Source organism: Bacillus sp. 5w2 (genome assembly GCF_054353775.1).
On the sequence record NZ_JBTIWT010000029.1, the window covers coordinates 24,754 to 41,756 of the forward strand.

Annotated in this window: 24 protein-coding genes; all 24 read left to right on the forward strand. The window is 40.8% G+C overall.

The window, feature by feature from the left end:
- Positions 1-4 precede the first annotated feature (4 nt).
- Entirely contained in the window at positions 5-3,616 is a 3,612-nt protein-coding gene (gene rpoC, locus ACXY7N_RS28790) for a DNA-directed RNA polymerase subunit beta' (RefSeq protein ID WP_016089672.1), read from the forward strand.
- A 113-nt stretch (positions 3,617-3,729) separates the two neighbouring features.
- Positions 3,730-3,978 (forward strand): ribosomal L7Ae/L30e/S12e/Gadd45 family protein, encoded by a 249-nt coding sequence (locus ACXY7N_RS28795; protein ID WP_097949121.1) that lies wholly within the window; start codon positions 3,730-3,732, stop codon positions 3,976-3,978.
- A gap of 114 nt (positions 3,979-4,092) precedes the next feature.
- A complete protein-coding gene (gene rpsL / locus ACXY7N_RS28800) occupies positions 4,093-4,515 on the forward strand; it encodes a 30S ribosomal protein S12 (RefSeq protein WP_001142341.1) in 423 nt (140 codons plus the stop codon).
- 29 nt (positions 4,516-4,544) lie between these two features.
- Positions 4,545-5,015 carry a 30S ribosomal protein S7 gene (rpsG, locus tag ACXY7N_RS28805; protein ID WP_001137492.1) on the forward strand — a complete coding sequence of 157 codons (471 nt, stop codon included), beginning with the start codon at positions 4,545-4,547 and terminating at the stop codon, positions 5,013-5,015.
- A 208-nt stretch (positions 5,016-5,223) separates the two neighbouring features.
- Positions 5,224-7,302: an elongation factor G gene (gene fusA / locus ACXY7N_RS28810; protein WP_000196381.1), complete on the forward strand. Its 2,079-nt coding sequence runs from the start codon at positions 5,224-5,226 to the stop codon at positions 7,300-7,302.
- Between the two features lie 117 nt (positions 7,303-7,419).
- Complete coding sequence (gene tuf / locus ACXY7N_RS28815) at positions 7,420-8,607, forward strand: elongation factor Tu (RefSeq protein ID WP_001029617.1); 1,188 nt, start codon at positions 7,420-7,422, stop codon at positions 8,605-8,607.
- A 399-nt stretch (positions 8,608-9,006) separates the two neighbouring features.
- On the forward strand, positions 9,007-9,315 hold the full coding sequence (gene rpsJ, locus ACXY7N_RS28820; protein WP_001040595.1) for a 30S ribosomal protein S10: 309 nt from the start codon (positions 9,007-9,009) through the stop codon (positions 9,313-9,315).
- A 34-nt stretch (positions 9,316-9,349) separates the two neighbouring features.
- Positions 9,350-9,982 carry a 50S ribosomal protein L3 gene (gene rplC, locus ACXY7N_RS28825; RefSeq protein WP_000160209.1) on the forward strand — a complete coding sequence of 211 codons (633 nt, stop codon included), beginning with the start codon at positions 9,350-9,352 and terminating at the stop codon, positions 9,980-9,982.
- 25 nt (positions 9,983-10,007) lie between these two features.
- A complete protein-coding gene (rplD, locus tag ACXY7N_RS28830) occupies positions 10,008-10,631 on the forward strand; it encodes a 50S ribosomal protein L4 (RefSeq protein ID WP_001127258.1) in 624 nt (207 codons plus the stop codon).
- A complete protein-coding gene (gene rplW, locus ACXY7N_RS28835; protein ID WP_001205558.1) occupies positions 10,631-10,921 on the forward strand; it encodes a 50S ribosomal protein L23 in 291 nt (96 codons plus the stop codon). Before rplD ends, rplW begins: the two co-directional genes overlap by 1 nt.
- Positions 10,922-10,949: 28 nt before the next feature.
- A complete protein-coding gene (gene rplB / locus ACXY7N_RS28840; RefSeq protein WP_000511584.1) occupies positions 10,950-11,780 on the forward strand; it encodes a 50S ribosomal protein L2 in 831 nt (276 codons plus the stop codon).
- A 60-nt stretch (positions 11,781-11,840) separates the two neighbouring features.
- The gene (gene rpsS, locus ACXY7N_RS28845) at positions 11,841-12,119 is read left to right on the forward strand and encodes a 30S ribosomal protein S19 (RefSeq protein WP_000124454.1); all 279 of its coding nucleotides are present in this window, start codon (positions 11,841-11,843) and stop codon (positions 12,117-12,119) included.
- A 17-nt stretch (positions 12,120-12,136) separates the two neighbouring features.
- Positions 12,137-12,478, forward strand: a complete 342-nt coding sequence (rplV, locus tag ACXY7N_RS28850; RefSeq protein WP_001148024.1) for a 50S ribosomal protein L22 — start codon at positions 12,137-12,139, stop codon at positions 12,476-12,478.
- A gap of 3 nt (positions 12,479-12,481) precedes the next feature.
- Positions 12,482-13,141 carry a 30S ribosomal protein S3 gene (gene rpsC, locus ACXY7N_RS28855; protein ID WP_000529958.1) on the forward strand — a complete coding sequence of 220 codons (660 nt, stop codon included), beginning with the start codon at positions 12,482-12,484 and terminating at the stop codon, positions 13,139-13,141.
- Between the two features lies 1 nt (position 13,142).
- Entirely contained in the window at positions 13,143-13,577 is a 435-nt protein-coding gene (gene rplP / locus ACXY7N_RS28860; protein ID WP_000928969.1) for a 50S ribosomal protein L16, read from the forward strand.
- A complete protein-coding gene (gene rpmC / locus ACXY7N_RS28865) occupies positions 13,567-13,767 on the forward strand; it encodes a 50S ribosomal protein L29 (protein ID WP_000855718.1) in 201 nt (66 codons plus the stop codon). The genes rplP and rpmC overlap by 11 nt, the downstream gene beginning before the upstream one ends.
- A 20-nt stretch (positions 13,768-13,787) precedes the next feature.
- Complete coding sequence (gene rpsQ / locus ACXY7N_RS28870; protein WP_000004106.1) at positions 13,788-14,051, forward strand: 30S ribosomal protein S17; 264 nt, start codon at positions 13,788-13,790, stop codon at positions 14,049-14,051.
- A 43-nt stretch (positions 14,052-14,094) separates the two neighbouring features.
- Positions 14,095-14,463 carry a 50S ribosomal protein L14 gene (gene rplN, locus ACXY7N_RS28875; RefSeq protein WP_000615912.1) on the forward strand — a complete coding sequence of 123 codons (369 nt, stop codon included), beginning with the start codon at positions 14,095-14,097 and terminating at the stop codon, positions 14,461-14,463.
- A gap of 38 nt (positions 14,464-14,501) precedes the next feature.
- Positions 14,502-14,813: a 50S ribosomal protein L24 gene (gene rplX, locus ACXY7N_RS28880; RefSeq protein WP_000558201.1), complete on the forward strand. Its 312-nt coding sequence runs from the start codon at positions 14,502-14,504 to the stop codon at positions 14,811-14,813.
- 26 nt (positions 14,814-14,839) lie between these two features.
- Positions 14,840-15,379, forward strand: a complete 540-nt coding sequence (gene rplE / locus ACXY7N_RS28885) for a 50S ribosomal protein L5 (protein WP_001080829.1) — start codon at positions 14,840-14,842, stop codon at positions 15,377-15,379.
- Positions 15,380-15,412: 33 nt separating this feature from the next.
- On the forward strand, positions 15,413-15,598 hold the full coding sequence (rpsN, locus tag ACXY7N_RS28890; protein ID WP_001085700.1) for a 30S ribosomal protein S14: 186 nt from the start codon (positions 15,413-15,415) through the stop codon (positions 15,596-15,598).
- Positions 15,599-15,627: 29 nt separating this feature from the next.
- The gene (gene rpsH / locus ACXY7N_RS28895; RefSeq protein WP_000245511.1) at positions 15,628-16,026 is read left to right on the forward strand and encodes a 30S ribosomal protein S8; all 399 of its coding nucleotides are present in this window, start codon (positions 15,628-15,630) and stop codon (positions 16,024-16,026) included.
- Positions 16,027-16,058: 32 nt separating this feature from the next.
- The gene (gene rplF, locus ACXY7N_RS28900; protein WP_000086553.1) at positions 16,059-16,598 is read left to right on the forward strand and encodes a 50S ribosomal protein L6; all 540 of its coding nucleotides are present in this window, start codon (positions 16,059-16,061) and stop codon (positions 16,596-16,598) included.
- Between the two features lie 31 nt (positions 16,599-16,629).
- A complete protein-coding gene (gene rplR / locus ACXY7N_RS28905) occupies positions 16,630-16,992 on the forward strand; it encodes a 50S ribosomal protein L18 (RefSeq protein ID WP_000628818.1) in 363 nt (120 codons plus the stop codon).
- The last annotated feature ends 11 nt before the right edge of the window (positions 16,993-17,003 follow it).

Below are 17,003 nucleotides of genomic sequence, written 5' to 3' on the forward strand. Positions count from 1 at the left end.
CCCCTTGATAGATGTAAATAACTTTGAATATATGAAGATTGGACTTGCTTCACCTGACAAGATTCGTTCTTGGTCATACGGTGAAGTTAAGAAACCAGAAACAATTAACTATCGTACGTTAAAGCCTGAAAAAGACGGCTTGTTCTGTGAGCGTATTTTCGGACCACAAAAGGACTGGGAATGTCATTGCGGAAAATACAAACGTGTACGTTATAAAGGTGTAGTTTGTGATCGATGTGGCGTTGAAGTAACGCGTGCAAAAGTACGTCGTGAGCGTATGGGTCATATCGAATTAGCTGCTCCTGTATCTCATATTTGGTATTTCAAAGGTATCCCGAGCCGCATGGGACTTGTCTTAGACATGTCCCCTCGCGCGCTTGAAGAAGTAATTTATTTCGCTTCTTATGTTGTAACAGAAAGTGGAGATACACCACTTGATAAGAAGCAATTACTTTCTGAAAAAGAATACCGTGCATATCGTGATCGATATGGTAGCACATTCCAAGCTGCTATGGGTGCAGAAGCTATTAAAAAGCTATTACAAGACATCGATTTAGATAAAGAAGTAGACTTCTTAAAAGAAGAATTAAAAACAGCACAAGGACAACGCCGTACTCGTGCTATTAAACGTCTAGAAGTATTAGAAGCATTCCGTAACTCTGGAAATGAGCCATCTTGGATGATCTTAGATGTTCTACCAGTAATCCCACCAGAACTACGCCCAATGGTACAGTTAGATGGTGGACGTTTTGCTACTTCTGACTTAAACGACTTATACCGTCGTGTAATTAACCGTAACAACCGTTTAAAACGTCTATTGGACTTAGGTGCACCAAGCATCATCGTTCAAAACGAAAAACGTATGTTACAAGAAGCTGTAGACGCATTAATCGATAATGGTCGTCGTGGCCGTCCAGTAACTGGACCAGGTAACCGTCCATTAAAATCACTATCTCACATGCTTAAAGGTAAACAAGGACGTTTCCGTCAAAACTTATTAGGTAAACGTGTTGACTACTCTGGCCGTTCTGTAATCGTTGTAGGACCGAACTTAAAGATGTATCAATGTGGATTACCGAAAGAAATGGCGCTTGAACTGTTCAAACCTTTCGTAATGAAAGAGTTAGTTGAAAAAGGATTAGCACACAACATTAAGAGTGCGAAACGTAAAATCGAGCGTGTACAACCTGAAGTTTGGGACGTTTTAGAATCTGTGATTAAAGAACATCCAGTACTTCTAAACCGCGCACCAACACTTCACCGTCTTGGTATCCAGGCGTTTGAACCTACATTAGTAGAAGGTCGCGCAATCCGTCTTCACCCACTTGTATGTACTGCATACAACGCGGACTTTGACGGTGACCAAATGGCGGTTCACGTTCCGTTATCATCAGAGGCACAAGCAGAAGCTCGTATTCTTATGTTAGCGGCACAAAACATCTTGAATCCAAAAGACGGAAAACCAGTTGTTACTCCATCTCAGGATATGGTATTAGGTAACTACTACTTAACACTTGAGCGTGAGGGTGCAATCGGTGAAGGTATGGTCTTCAAAGATGCAAACGAAGCAATACTTGCATACCAAAATGGATATGTACATCTGCACACACGTGTGGCAGTTGCTGCAAGTTCAGTAAATAATGTAACGTTTACTGAAGAGCAAAAGGGTAAGCTTCTATTAACAACAGTTGGTAAATTAATATTTAACGAAATCTTACCAGAGTCGTTCCCTTATATTAATGAACCAACAAACTCAAACCTTGAAAAAGAAACACCAGCGGAATATTTCGTTGAAAAAGGTGCAAACATTAAAGAAATTATTGCTAGTCGCGAAGAAGTGGCGCCATTCAGCAAGAAAATCCTTGGTAACATCATTGCGGAAGTGTTTAAACGTTTCAAAATTACAGAAACGTCTCGCATGCTTGACCGTATGAAAAACTTAGGATTCAAATACTCTACAAAAGCTGGTATTACAGTTGGGGTATCTGACATTCTTGTATTAGGTGAAAAAGATGAAATTCTCCACGAAGCACAAGCAAAAGTAGATAATGTAATTAAACAATTCCGTCGCGGTTTAATCACGGAAGAAGAGCGTTACGATCGCGTTATCTCTATTTGGAGTAATGCAAAAGATGTTATCCAAGGAAAACTGATGAAATCCTTGAATAAACGCAACCCAATCTTCATGATGAGTGATTCCGGTGCCCGTGGTAACGCATCGAACTTTACTCAGCTTGCTGGTATGCGTGGTCTGATGGCCAATCCATCTGGTCGTATCATCGAACTTCCAATCAAATCAAGTTTCCGTGAAGGTTTAACAGTACTTGAGTACTTCATCTCTACGCATGGTGCACGTAAAGGTCTTGCCGATACAGCACTTAAAACTGCCGATTCTGGTTACTTAACACGTCGTCTTGTTGACGTTGCACAAGATGTAATTGTTCGTGAAGATGATTGTGGAACAGATCGTGGTTTATTAATTGGTGCGATTAAAGAGGGTAATGAAGTTATTGAGTCATTATATGATCGTCTTGTTGGACGTTTTGCAAGAAAAACTGTAAAACATCCTGAAACAGGTGAAGTATTAGTTGCTGAAAATCAATTAATTACTGAAGATATCGCTCATATTGTTGAAAATTCGGGTGTTGAAACTGTAAACATTCGTTCAGCGTTCACGTGTAACACTCGCCACGGTGTATGTAAGAAATGTTACGGTCGTAACTTAGCTACTGGTACAGACGTAGAAGTAGGAGAAGCGGTAGGTATTATCGCAGCTCAATCTATCGGTGAGCCAGGTACACAGTTAACGATGCGTACGTTCCATACAGGTGGGGTTGCCGGAGATGATATCACTCAAGGTTTACCTCGTATCCAAGAGATCTTCGAAGCTCGTAACCCGAAAGGTCAGGCAGTTATCAGTGAAATCGATGGTGTTATCGCAGCGATCAACGATGTTAAAGATCGCCAAGAAGTAGTTGTACAGGGTGAAGTTGAAGCTCGTACGTATGCTATTCCTTACGGTGCACGTCTGAAAGTAACTCCAGGACAGCCAATTAGCCACGGTAAAGAGTTAACAGAGGGTTCTATTGATCCGAAAGAATTACTAAAAGTAACGGACATTACGGCGGTTCAAGAATACTTATTACGTGAAGTTCAAAAAGTATACCGTATGCAAGGGGTAGAAATTGGTGACAAACACGTAGAAGTAATGGTACGTCAAATGTTACGTAAAGTTCGTGTAAGTGATGCGGGTGAAACAGATGTATTACCAGGAACATTACTAGATATCCATCAGTTTACTGATGCGAATGCGAAGGTGTTACTGCAAGGTAAACAACCAGCAACGGCTAGACCTGTTCTACTTGGTATTACAAAAGCTTCACTTGAAACTGATTCATTCTTATCTGCAGCGTCGTTCCAAGAAACAACTCGTGTCTTAACTGATGCAGCAATTAAGGGTAAACGCGATGAACTTCTAGGATTGAAAGAAAATGTTATTATTGGTAAACTTGTTCCTGCTGGAACAGGTATGAATCGTTATCGCAAAGTGGATCTTGTAAAAACAACACAAGGTGACATGAATGTAGAAAACGATGAAGTTTATGTGGAACAGTAAAATTTTCCGTCATAAATTTTGTATAAAAACAGTTAATCCTAGTTGACATTGTATGAGTCAAAATGTTACTATAAGCAAGGTTGCTCCTGAACGATGCTTTGGAGGATATTTATATGTCTTATCAAAAAGTGTCAAATGCTGAAAATGTAGTCGTTGGTCATAAACGCACATTGGAGGCAATCAAAAATGGTATAGTTAAAGAAGTTGTTATTGCGGAAGATGCTGATATGCGGTTAACCCATATAATCATTCGTACTGCCTTACAACATAACATACCCATAACCAAAGTTGAATCAGTTCGTAAGCTTGGAAAAGTTTCGGGGATTCAAGTGGGAGCTTCAGCAATAGGAATAATAAGTTAAAACTGTTTTTGTGAGGAGAGAGCATTTGCTCTCCCTTGCAAAAACTTTGTTTTCAACTAATAATGAACCACCTGGATATGTGGTCATACAAACATGCGAAGGGAGGATAATCAAATGCCTACTATTAACCAATTAGTGAGAAATGGTCGTACTGATAAAGTATGGAAATCTAAATCACCTGCGTTAAACAAAGGGTTCAACTCTTTAAAGAAAAAATCAACTGATATCTCTGCACCTCAAAAACGTGGTGTATGTACTCGTGTTGGTACAATGACTCCAAAGAAACCTAACTCAGCGTTACGTAAATACGCTCGTGTACGTTTAACAAACGGTATCGAGGTTACAGCTTACATCCCAGGTATCGGTCATAACCTACAAGAGCATAGCGTAGTATTAATTCGCGGTGGTCGTGTAAAGGATTTACCGGGGGTACGTTACCACATCGTTCGTGGTGCGCTTGACACAGCTGGTGTTGACAAACGTATGCAAGGACGTTCTAAATATGGTACTAAGCGACCAAAACCTGCTAAAAAATAATAACTTTGAAATGAAAGGAGGAACTCAATATGCCTCGTAAAGGACCTGTTGCGAAACGTGACGTGTTACCAGATCCAATGTACAATTCTAAGCTAGTAACACGCCTTATCAACAAAATGATGGTTGACGGTAAAAAAGGTAAATCTCAAACAATTCTTTATAACGCTTTCGATATCGTTCGTGAACGTTCAGATAAAGAACCAATGGAAGTATTCGAGCAAGCTCTTAAGAACATCATGCCTGTTCTTGAAGTACGCGCTCGTCGTGTTGGTGGTGCTAACTACCAAGTTCCAGTTGAGGTTCGTCCAGAACGCCGTACAACTTTAGGTCTTCGCTGGTTAGTAAACTATGCTCGTCTTCGTGGTGAAAAAACTATGGAAGAGCGTCTAGCTTACGAAATCTTAGATGCAGCTAACAACGCTGGTGCATCTGTTAAGAAACGTGAAGACACTCATAAAATGGCAGAAGCTAACAAAGCATTTGCTCATTACCGTTGGTAGGATTCAACGTAAAATAAATGTAAGCATAAACCGCTTTATTTGTCGCTTATGGAAGTGTGGAGAGGGAGAATGCCTCTCCCTTTCGTTGGGCGCTCGTTTTACATAATGAGGGTACTGGACATACTGACATGTGTAACAATATAAAGTGGCTTTTTTGCTACTTAAAATAAAAAAATCCAATCCATATATGGAAGGAGCAAGACACCAAATGACAAGAGAGTTCTCTTTAGAAAACACTCGTAATATTGGTATCATGGCTCACATCGATGCTGGTAAAACAACAGCAACTGAGCGTATTCTGTATTACACAGGACGTATTCATAAAATCGGTGAAACTCATGAAGGTGCATCTCAGATGGACTGGATGGAGCAAGAGCAAGAGCGTGGTATCACAATTACTTCTGCTGCAACTACAGCTCAATGGAAAGGTCACCGTGTAAACATCATTGACACTCCAGGACACGTAGACTTCACAGTAGAAGTAGAACGTTCTTTACGCGTACTTGATGGTGCGGTAGCAGTACTTGATGCACAATCTGGTGTAGAACCACAAACAGAAACTGTTTGGCGTCAGGCTACTACTTACGGTGTACCTCGTATCGTATTCGTTAACAAAATGGATAAGATTGGTGCAGATTTCTTATACTCTGTAGGAACAATCCACGATCGTTTACAAGCAAACGCACACCCAATTCAGTTACCAATCGGTGCTGAAGATGAGTTCAATGGTATCATTGACCTTGTTGAAGAATGTGCTTACATGTACGGTAACGATTTAGGAACAGACATCGAGCGTGTTGAAATTCCTGAAGAGCACAAAGAATTAGCTGCAGAATACCGTGGAAAACTTATTGAAGCGGTAGCTGAGCTTGATGAAGAAATGATGATGAAGTACCTAGAAGGTGAAGAAATCACTGTAGAAGAGCTTAAAGCTGGTATCCGTAAGGCTACAACTTCTGTAGAATTCTTCCCAGTAATCTGTGGTTCTGCATTCAAAAATAAAGGTGTTCAAATTCTGTTAGACGCAGTTATCGACTACCTACCATCTCCATTAGACGTACCTGCTATTAAAGGTACTCTTCCGGATACAGATGAAGAAATCGAACGTAAGTCTAGCGATGAAGAACCATTCGCAGCTTTAGCATTCAAAATCATGACTGACCCTTATGTTGGTAAGTTAACGTTCTTCCGTGTGTATTCTGGTGTGTTAAACTCTGGATCATACGTGAAAAACTCAACTAAAGGTAAGCGTGAGCGTGTAGGTCGTATCCTACAAATGCACGCTAACAGCCGTGAAGAGATTTCAACAGTTTACGCTGGTGACATCGCTGCTGCTGTAGGTTTAAAAGATACTACTACTGGTGATACTCTTTGTGACGAGAAGAGCCTTGTTATCCTTGAGTCTATGGAATTCCCAGAGCCAGTTATCTCTGTAGCTATCGAACCAAAATCTAAAGCTGACCAAGATAAAATGGGTACAGCATTATCTAAGCTTTCTGAAGAAGATCCAACATTCCGTGCTCACACTGACCAAGAAACTGGCCAAACAATCATCGCTGGTATGGGTGAACTTCACCTTGATATCATCGTTGACCGTATGCGTCGTGAATTCAAAGTGGAAGCAAACGTTGGTGCTCCTCAGGTAGCATACCGTGAGACTTTCCGCGCTGCTGCGAAAGTTGAAGGTAAGTTCGCTCGTCAATCTGGTGGTCGTGGACAATTCGGTCACGTTTGGATTGAGTTTGAACCTAATGAAGAAGGTAAAGGTTTTGAATTCCAAAACAAAATCGTCGGTGGTGTAGTTCCACGTGAATACATCCCAGCTGTTGGAGCGGGTCTTGAAGACTCACTTAAAAATGGTGTACTAGCTGGTTATCCACTAGTTGACATCAAAGCTGCGTTAGTTGACGGATCTTACCATGATGTCGATTCATCTGAGATGGCTTTCAAAATCGCTGCATCTATGGCGCTTAAAGCTGCGGTTTCTAAATGTAGCCCAGTAATTCTTGAGCCAATGATGAAAGTTGAAGTTGTAATTCCTGAAGAGTACATGGGTGACATTATGGGCGACGTAACGTCTCGTCGTGGACGTGTAGAAGGTATGGAAGCTCGCGGTAACGCTCAAGTTGTTCGCGCTATGGTTCCACTTTCTGAAATGTTCGGTTATGCGACAGCATTACGCTCTAACACTCAAGGACGCGGAACATTCTCAATGACATTTGATCATTATGAAGAAGTACCGAAGTCTGTTTCTGAAGAAATTATTAAAAAAAATAAAGGTGAATAATTGATTTTTATCGATTGTTCAAGTATAACTACTTATGTAAGCTTAGAAAGTGAGACTTAAGTTTCGCTTTCTAGTCTAAATATAAAATAACCTATATAAACTAAGGAGGAATTTAGAATGGCTAAAGCTAAATTCGAACGTTCTAAACCCCATGTTAACATCGGTACAATCGGCCACGTTGACCATGGTAAAACTACATTAACTGCTGCGATCACTACAGTTCTTGCAAAAGCTGGTGGTGCTGAAGCACGCGGATACGATCAAATCGACGCTGCTCCAGAAGAAAGAGAGCGCGGAATCACAATCTCAACTGCACACGTTGAGTACGAAACTGAAACTCGTCACTATGCACACGTTGACTGCCCAGGTCACGCTGACTATGTTAAAAACATGATCACTGGTGCTGCTCAAATGGACGGCGGTATCTTAGTAGTATCTGCTGCTGATGGCCCAATGCCTCAAACACGTGAGCACATCCTTCTTTCTCGTCAAGTAGGTGTTCCTTACATCGTTGTATTCTTAAACAAATGCGACATGGTAGACGACGAAGAACTATTAGAATTAGTAGAAATGGAAGTTCGCGACCTATTATCTGAATACGGATTCCCAGGCGACGACATTCCTGTAATCAAAGGTTCTGCTCTTAAAGCTCTTCAAGGAGAAGCTGATTGGGAAGCAAAAATCATTGAATTAATGACTGAAGTTGATGCTTACATCCCAACTCCAGAACGTGAAACTGACAAACCATTCTTAATGCCTATCGAGGATGTATTCTCTATCACAGGTCGTGGTACAGTTGCAACTGGTCGTGTAGAGCGCGGTATCGTTAAAGTTGGTGACGTAGTAGAAATCATCGGTCTTGCTGAAGAAAATGCTTCTACAACTGTAACTGGTGTAGAAATGTTCCGTAAGCTTCTTGACCAAGCTCAAGCTGGAGACAACATCGGTGCTCTTCTTCGTGGGGTTGCTCGTGAAGATATCCAACGTGGACAAGTTCTTGCTAAAACTGGCTCTGTAAAAGCTCACGCTAAATTCAAAGCTGAAGTTTTCGTATTATCTAAAGAAGAAGGTGGACGTCACACTCCATTCTTCGCTAACTACCGTCCTCAGTTCTACTTCCGTACAACTGACGTAACTGGTATCATCCAATTACCAGAAGGTACTGAAATGGTAATGCCTGGTGACAACATCGAAATGACTATCGAACTTATCGCTCCAATCGCTATCGAAGAGGGAACTAAATTCTCTATTCGTGAAGGTGGACGTACAGTAGGTTACGGTGTAGTTGCTACTATCGTTGAGTAATCTTAACTGATATAAAAAAACCCAAGGGATTTTCCCTTGGGTTTTTTGTTTGTATTTATATAATGAATGAAATGATATTTTTATATTTTGACGAGTTTCTTCTATAGTAATACAAAATCAATAAACTAAAATCCAGAAACTGTAAAATGAATTCTGTGAGATGAAAACTTGAAATTCTTTAAAGTGCCATGTATAATAGCAAAAGTAGAGAAAAGCAGATGCAAACAAAAAGATGCTTGCATCTAGACGAATAACATTGTATAATAGACAATGTTGGTCTTTGACTGCGATGAAGTGGAAGGTTGCTGACACACCCGGCCGCTTTGCCATGGCATGGTGTGGGGAAATTTCCATGGAGAAGGTCTATTTTAGAAATAGGCGAACGAAGGAGGGAAAATAATGGCAAAAGAAAAAATTCGTATCCGTTTAAAAGCTTATGATCACCGTATTCTTGATCAATCAGCTGAGAAAATTGTAGAAACAGCTAAGCGTTCTGGGGCAACAGTTTCTGGTCCGATCCCATTACCAACTGAGAAGACTATTTACACAATTCTTCGTGCTGTTCATAAGTACAAAGATTCTCGTGAGCAATTCGAAATGCGCACACACAAACGTTTAATCGATATCGTGAGTCCTACTCCACAAACAGTAGATTCATTAATGCGTTTAGACTTACCGTCTGGTGTAGATATCGAAATCAAACTATAATTTATATAACTTAAAAATGTAGGAGGTGTAACTCATGACCAAAGGAATCTTAGGAAGAAAGATCGGTATGACTCAAGTATTTGCTGAGAACGGTGAGTTAATCCCAGTAACGGTAATCGCTGCTAATCCAAACGTTGTTCTTCAAAAGAAAACAACTGAAACTGATGGCTACAATGCAATCCAGTTAGGATTCGAAGATAAACGTGAAAAGTTAACTAACAAACCTGAACAAGGCCACACTGCTAAAGCATCTACAACTCCTAAGCGCTTCATTCGCGAAATCCGCGATGCAGACGTGGACGGATTAGAGGTTGGTCAAGAGGTAAAAGTTGAAGTTTTCGCTGCAGGTGAAATCGTTGACGTAACAGGAATTTCTAAAGGTAAAGGTTTCCAAGGTGTTATCAAACGCCACGGACAATCTCGCGGACCTATGTCTCATGGTTCTCGCTATCACCGTCGTCCAGGTTCAATGGGGCCAGTTGCTCCAAACCGTGTATTCAAAGGTAAAAAACTTGCTGGACGTATGGGTGGAGACCAAGTTACTATCCAAAACTTAGAAATCGTTCAAGTTGACACTGAGCGCAACTTATTACTAGTAAAAGGTAACGTTCCAGGTGCTAAGAAATCTCTTGTAGTTGTTCAAGGCGCTGTGAAGGTTAGCAAATAATTCACAATAGGAAGGAGGAATTCCAATGCCAAAAGTTACTGTATATAACCAAACTGGTTCACAGGTTGGTGAAATCGAATTAGCTGAAGCTATTTTCGGTATCGAACCAAATGAAGCTGTACTTTTCGAAGCTGTAATGATGCAACGTGCATCTTTACGTCAAGGTACACACAAAGTAAAAACTCGTTCTGAAGTTCGTGGTGGTGGTCGTAAACCATGGCGTCAAAAAGGAACTGGACGTGCTCGTCAAGGGTCTATCCGCTCTCCTCAATGGCGTGGTGGTGGTACGGTATTCGGACCTACACCAAGAAGCTATGCGTACAAACTTCCTAAGAAAGTTCGTCGTTTAGCAATCAAATCTGCATTAGCTACTAAAGTAGTTGAGAACAACATTGTAGTTCTTGAAGACCTAGTGTTAAATGCACCAAAAACAAAAGACATGCTAGCAGTACTTAAAGGATTAACTGTTGAGAAGAAAGCTCTTATCGTAACTGCTGATGCAAACGAATCTGTAGAGTTATCTGCTCGCAATATCCCTGGAGTAACAGTAATCACTGCTGATGGCGTAAACGTTTTAGACGTGCTTCATCATGATAAGCTAATCATGACAAAAGCGGCAGTGGAAAAAGTAGAGGAGGTGCTTGCATAATGAGAGATCCTCGTGATATCATTAAGCGCCCAGTTATCACTGAACGTTCTATGGAAATGATGGCTGAAAAAAAATACACGTTCGATGTGGACGTTAAATCTAATAAAACAGAAGTTAAAGATGCTCTTGAAGCGATCTTTGGTGTTAAAGTAGAAAAAGTGAACATCATGAACTACAAGCCGAAAGCAAAACGCGTTGGTCGTCACGCTGGTTTTACTAGCCGTCGTCGTAAAGCAATCGTTAAGCTAACTGCTGACAGCAAAGAAATCGAAATCTTCCAAGGCGTTTAATTCTTACTAAAGAAGGAGGGAAATTGAGATGGGAATTAAAAAGTATAATCCAACTACTAACGGTCGTCGTAACATGACTACGAATGATTTCGCTGAAATCACGACTGACAGACCCGAAAAGTCATTACTTGCTCCTTTAAGCAAGAAGGCTGGTCGTAATAACCAAGGTAAAATTACTGTACGTCATCAAGGTGGCGGACATAAGCGTCAATACCGTATCATCGACTTTAAGCGTAACAAAGATGGAATTCCAGGACGCGTTGCTACGATCGAATACGATCCAAACCGCTCTGCGAATATCGCATTAATTAACTACGTTGACGGTGAAAAACGTTACATTCTTGCTCCTAAAACTTTAGAAGTAGGTATGGAAGTTATGTCTGGCCCTGAAGCTGACATTAAAATCGGTAACGCATTACCATTAATCAACATTCCAGTAGGTACTGTTGTTCATAACATCGAGCTTAAGCCTGGTCGTGGCGGACAATTAGTTCGTTCTGCTGGTACATCTGCTCAAGTACTTGGTAAAGAAGGAAAATACGTACTTGTACGTTTAACTTCTGGTGAAGTACGTCTTGTATTATCTGCTTGTCGCGCTTCAATCGGTCAAGTTGGTAACGAACAACACGAACTTATCAAAATCGGTAAAGCAGGTCGCTCTCGCTGGTTAGGTAAACGCCCAACAGTTCGTGGTTCTGTAATGAACCCGGTTGATCACCCACACGGTGGTGGTGAAGGACGTTCTCCAATCGGACGTAAGTCTCCAATGTCTCCATGGGGTAAACCAACTCTTGGATTCAAGACTCGTAAGAAAAACAAAGCGTCTGACAAATTCATCGTTCGTCGTCGTAAAAAATAATGGGATTGTAGTACGGTTCATTTCCAGAACCGTACGCCAATCACGAAGGGAGGCACCAAAATGGCTCGTAGCTTAAAAAAAGGACCATTTGTCGATGATCACTTAATGAGCAAAATGGAAAAATTAGTTGCATCTGAGCAAAAACAAGTTGTTAAAACTTGGTCTCGCCGTTCAACAATCTTCCCTCAGTTCATCGGACACACAATCGCTGTATATGATGGTCGTAAACACGTACCTGTGTACATCACTGAGGATATGGTTGGCCATAAGTTAGGTGAATTCGCACCAACTCGTACGTATAAAGGTCACCTTGCTGACGATAAGAAAACTAGAAGATAATGAGAGGAGGCACTTCAATGCAAGCTAAAGCAGTAGCGAGAACAGTTCGTATTGCTCCTCGTAAAGTTCGTTTAGTAGTAGACTTAATCCGAGGTAAGCAAGTGGGTGAAGCGATTGCTATCCTTAACCACACACCAAAAACTGCTTCTCCAGTTGTAGAGAAAGTTTTAAAATCTGCAATCGCAAATGCAGAGCACAATTATGAGATGGATATTAACAACCTAGTTGTTGAAAAAGTTTTCGTTGACGAAGGTCCAACGTTGAAACGTTTCCGTCCACGTGCAATGGGTCGTGCAAGCCAAATTAACAAACGCACAAGCCACATTACAGTTGTGGTATCAGAAAAGAAGGAGGGATAATCGATGGGTCAAAAGGTTAATCCAATTGGTCTTCGTGTCGGCGTTATCCGTGATTGGGAATCTCGTTGGTTCGCAGAGAAAGATTACGCTACATTATTACATGAAGACATCAAAATCCGTGAGTACATTACTGTACGCTTAAAAGATTCTGCTGTTGCTAAAGTAGAAATCGAACGTGCAGCAAATCGTGTAAATGTTACAATTCACACTGCAAAACCTGGTATGGTAATTGGTAAAGGTGGTACTGAAGTTGAAGCACTTCGTAAAGCTCTTAACCAATTAACAGGCAAGCGTGTACACATCAATATTTTAGAAGTTAAGAGAGCTGATCTTAACGCTAAATTAGTAGGCGAAAACATTGCTCGTCAATTAGAAAACCGTGTATCATTCCGTCGTGCACAAAAGCAAGTTATTCAACGTGCTATGCGTGCAGGTGCTAAAGGTATTAAAACACAGGTTTCTGGTCGTCTTGGCGGAGCTGATATCGCTCGTGCAGAATCTTACAGTGAAGGAACTGTTCCACTTCATACACTTCGCGCTGATATTGACTATGCAGCAGTTGAAGCTGATACAACATACGGTAAATTAGGCGTAAAAGTATGGATCTACCGTGGAGAAGTCCTTCCTACAAAAAAGAAAGCTTCTGAGGAAGGAGGAAAATAATATGTTAATGCCAAAACGCGTAAAATATCGTAGAGAGCATCGTGGTAAAATGCGTGGTCGTGCAAAAGGTGGAACTGAAATTGCTTTCGGTGAATTCGGTTTACAAGCACAAGCTGCTTCATGGATTACAAACCGTCAAATCGAAGCTGCTCGTCGTGCAATGACTCGTTACATGAAACGTGGCGGTAAAGTATGGATTAAAATTTTCCCTTCTAAGCCTTACACTGCAAAACCTCTAGAAGTACGTATGGGTTCCGGTAAAGGGGCACCAGAAGGCTGGGTAGCAGTAGTAAAACCTGGGAAAATTATGTTCGAAATCGCGGGTGTATCTGAAGAGGTAGCACGCGAAGCATTACGTCTTGCAGCTCACAAGTTACCTGTGAAATGTAAATTCGTAAAACGTGAAGAAAATGGTGGTGAATCTAATGAAAACTAATGATATTCGTGAATTAACCACTGCCGAAATCGAAACAAAAGTTAAAGCTTTAAAGGAAGAATTGTTCAATCTTCGCTTCCAACTTGCTACAGGACAATTAGAGAATCCAACTCGCATTCGTGAAGTGCGTAAAGCAATCGCTCGTATGAAAACTGTAGTTCGTGAAAGAGAGATCGGAATTAATCGATAAATTGAGGGGAGGTTTGCATAGTGAGCGAACGTAACCAACGCAAAGTTTATACTGGTCGTGTTGTGTCTGACAAAATGGACAAAACGATTACAGTTTTAGTTGAAACTTACAAAACTCATTCCTTGTACGGAAAACGTGTTAAGTATTCTAAGAAGTACAAAGCCCATGATGAGCAAAACCAAGCGAAACTTGGCGATATCGTTAAAATCATGGAAACTCGCCCGCTTTCTGCTACTAAGCGTTTCCGTTTAGTTGAAATCGTTGAAGAAGCGGTTATTATCTAAATAGACGAATCGGAATTTTTAGTCCGAAGGGAGGTTTCATAACATGATCCAACAAGAATCTCGTTTGAAAGTTGCTGACAACTCTGGTGCACGTGAACTTTTAACAATTAAAGTATTAGGCGGCTCTGGTCGTAAATATGCTAACATTGGTGATATTATCGTTGCTACGGTAAAACAAGCAACACCAGGTGGCGTTGTTAAAAAAGGTGACGTTGTTAAAGCAGTAGTAGTACGTACGAAGAGCGGAGCTCGTCGTCCGGACGGTTCTTACATCAAATTTGATGAAAACGCAGCGGTTATCATTAAAGACGATAAGAGCCCACGTGGTACTCGTATCTTCGGACCAGTAGCTCGTGAATTACGTGATAGCAACTTCATGAAGATCGTTTCTTTAGCTCCAGAAGTTCTATAATTTAAGGTATTGCCTTGCTAAGGAGGTGCAGAATTAAGATGCATGTAAAAAAAGGTGATAAAGTACAGGTAATCACTGGAAAAGACAAAGGAAAACAAGGCGTTATCCTTGTGGCTTTCCCAAAGCAAAACCGTGTTATCGTTGAGGGTGTTAACATCGTTAAAAAACACTCTAAGCCATCTCAATTAAATCCACAAGGTGGAATTATTACTAAAGAAGCACCTATTCACGTTTCTAACGTTATGGTTTTAGATCCGAAAACAGGTGAACCTACTCGCGTAGGCTTCAAAGTAGAAGATGGTAAAAAAGTTCGTATTGCAAAAAAATCTGGTGAATTATTAGATAAATAATTTTCTTAAGAAAGGAGGTCACTTCATTGAATCGCCTTAAAGAGAAGTTCCAAAAGGAAATTACTCCTGCTCTAGTGAGCAAGTTTAACTATAAATCTGTGATGGAAGTACCGAAAATCGAAAAGATCGTAATCAACACTGGTGTTGGTGACGCGGTATCTAACTCAAAAGCTTTAGACAATGCAGTAGAAGAATTAACACAAATCGCAGGTCAAAAACCTGTTGTAACTCGTGCTAAAAAATCAATCGCTGGTTTCCGTCTTCGTGAAGGTATGCCAATCGGTGCGAAAGTAACTTTACGCGGCGAGCAGATGTATGAGTTTTTCGACAAATTAGTATCGGTTTCTTTACCACGTGTACGTGATTTCCGTGGTGTTTCTAAGAAATCATTTGATGGTCGTGGGAACTACACATTAGGTGTTAAAGAGCAACTTATCTTCCCTGAGATCGATTATGATAAAGTAAGCAAAGTCCGCGGTATGGACATCGTAATCGTTACTACAGCGAAAACTGATGAAGAAGCTCGTGAACTTTTAACACAATTCGGTATGCCATTCCAAAAATAATGGAAACCAACGCTAAGTAGAGGAGGCGAAAACGTGGCTAAAAAATCTATGATAGCGAAACAAAAGCGTACTCCTAAGTTTAAAGTACAAGAGTATACACGTTGCGAACGCTGCGGTCGTCCGCATTCTGTATACCGCAAATTTAAGCTTTGCCGTATTTGTTTCCGTGAACTTGCATATAAAGGTCAAATTCCTGGTGTTAAAAAAGCTAGTTGGTAAAACCCACAAATGGGAAGGAGGTAAAACACATGGTGATGACAGATCCAATTGCAGACATGCTTACTCGCATCCGTAATGCGAACATGGTACGTCATGAGAAATTAGAGGTTCCTGCTTCTAAAATCAAAAAAGAGATCGCTGAACTTTTAAAACGTGAAGGTTTCATTCGTGATGTAGAATACATCGAGGATAACAAACAAGGTATCCTTCGTATTTTCCTGAAATATGGTGCAAACAATGAACGTGTAATCACTGGATTAAAACGTATCAGTAAACCTGGCTTACGCGTTTACGCTAAAGCTGATGAAGTACCACGTGTACTTAACGGATTAGGTATCGCTCTTGTTTCTACATCTAAGGGAGTAATGACAGACAAAGACGCTCGTCAATTACAAACTGGTGGAGAAGTAGTAGCATACGTTTGGTAATATATATTTAAAACGAACGGAGGTGTGACCACATGTCTCGTATTGGTAAAAAGATTCTTGAAATCCCTGCAGGTGTTACTATTACAATTGCAGAAGACAATACTGTAACAGTAAAAGGCCCAAAAGGTGAATTAACTCGTAAATTCAATGCTGATATGTCTATCAAAATTGAAGAAAATACACTAACAGTTGAGCGTCCATCTGAACAGAAGGAACACCGTGCATTACACGGTACAACTCGTGCTTTAATCGGAAACATGGTTGAAGGTGTAACTACAGGTTTCGCACGCGGACTTGAATTAGTCGGTGTTGGTTACCGTGCTCAAAAACAAGGAGATAAACTTGTATTAAGCGTAGGTTATTCTCATCCAGTAGAAATGACTCCGGAAGCAGGTCTTGAAGTTGAAGTACCTGTACCAACTAAAATCGTAATCAAAGGTATCGACAAGCAACGTGTTGGCGAATTTGCTGCTAACATCCGTGCTGTACGTGCTCCTGAGCCATATAAAGGTAAAGGTATTCGTTACGAAGGCGAAGTTGTTCGTCGTAAAGAAGGTAAAACTGCTAAGTAAACCCGTTAGGTGAGAGAAAGGAGTGACAAGAATGATCACTAAAGCTGATAAAAATGCGACTCGTAAGAAAAGACATGCACGTGTACGTGCTAAACTTACTGGTACTGCAGAACGTCCACGTTTAAACGTGTTCCGTTCTAATCAACATATTTACGCTCAAGTTATTGATGATGTGAATGGTGTAACGTTAGTAAGTGCATCTACTCTTGATAAAGACCTTGCTCTTAACGGTACTAGCAATACTGAAGCTGCTACGAAAGTAGGAGAATCAGTTGCTAAGCGTGCTGTAGAGAAAGGCGTTAAAGAAGTAGTATTTGATCGCGGTGGTTACTTATACCATGGCCGTGTTAAAGCTCTAGCTGAAGCTGCTCGTGAGGCTGGATTACAATTTTAATGGTCAAAGGA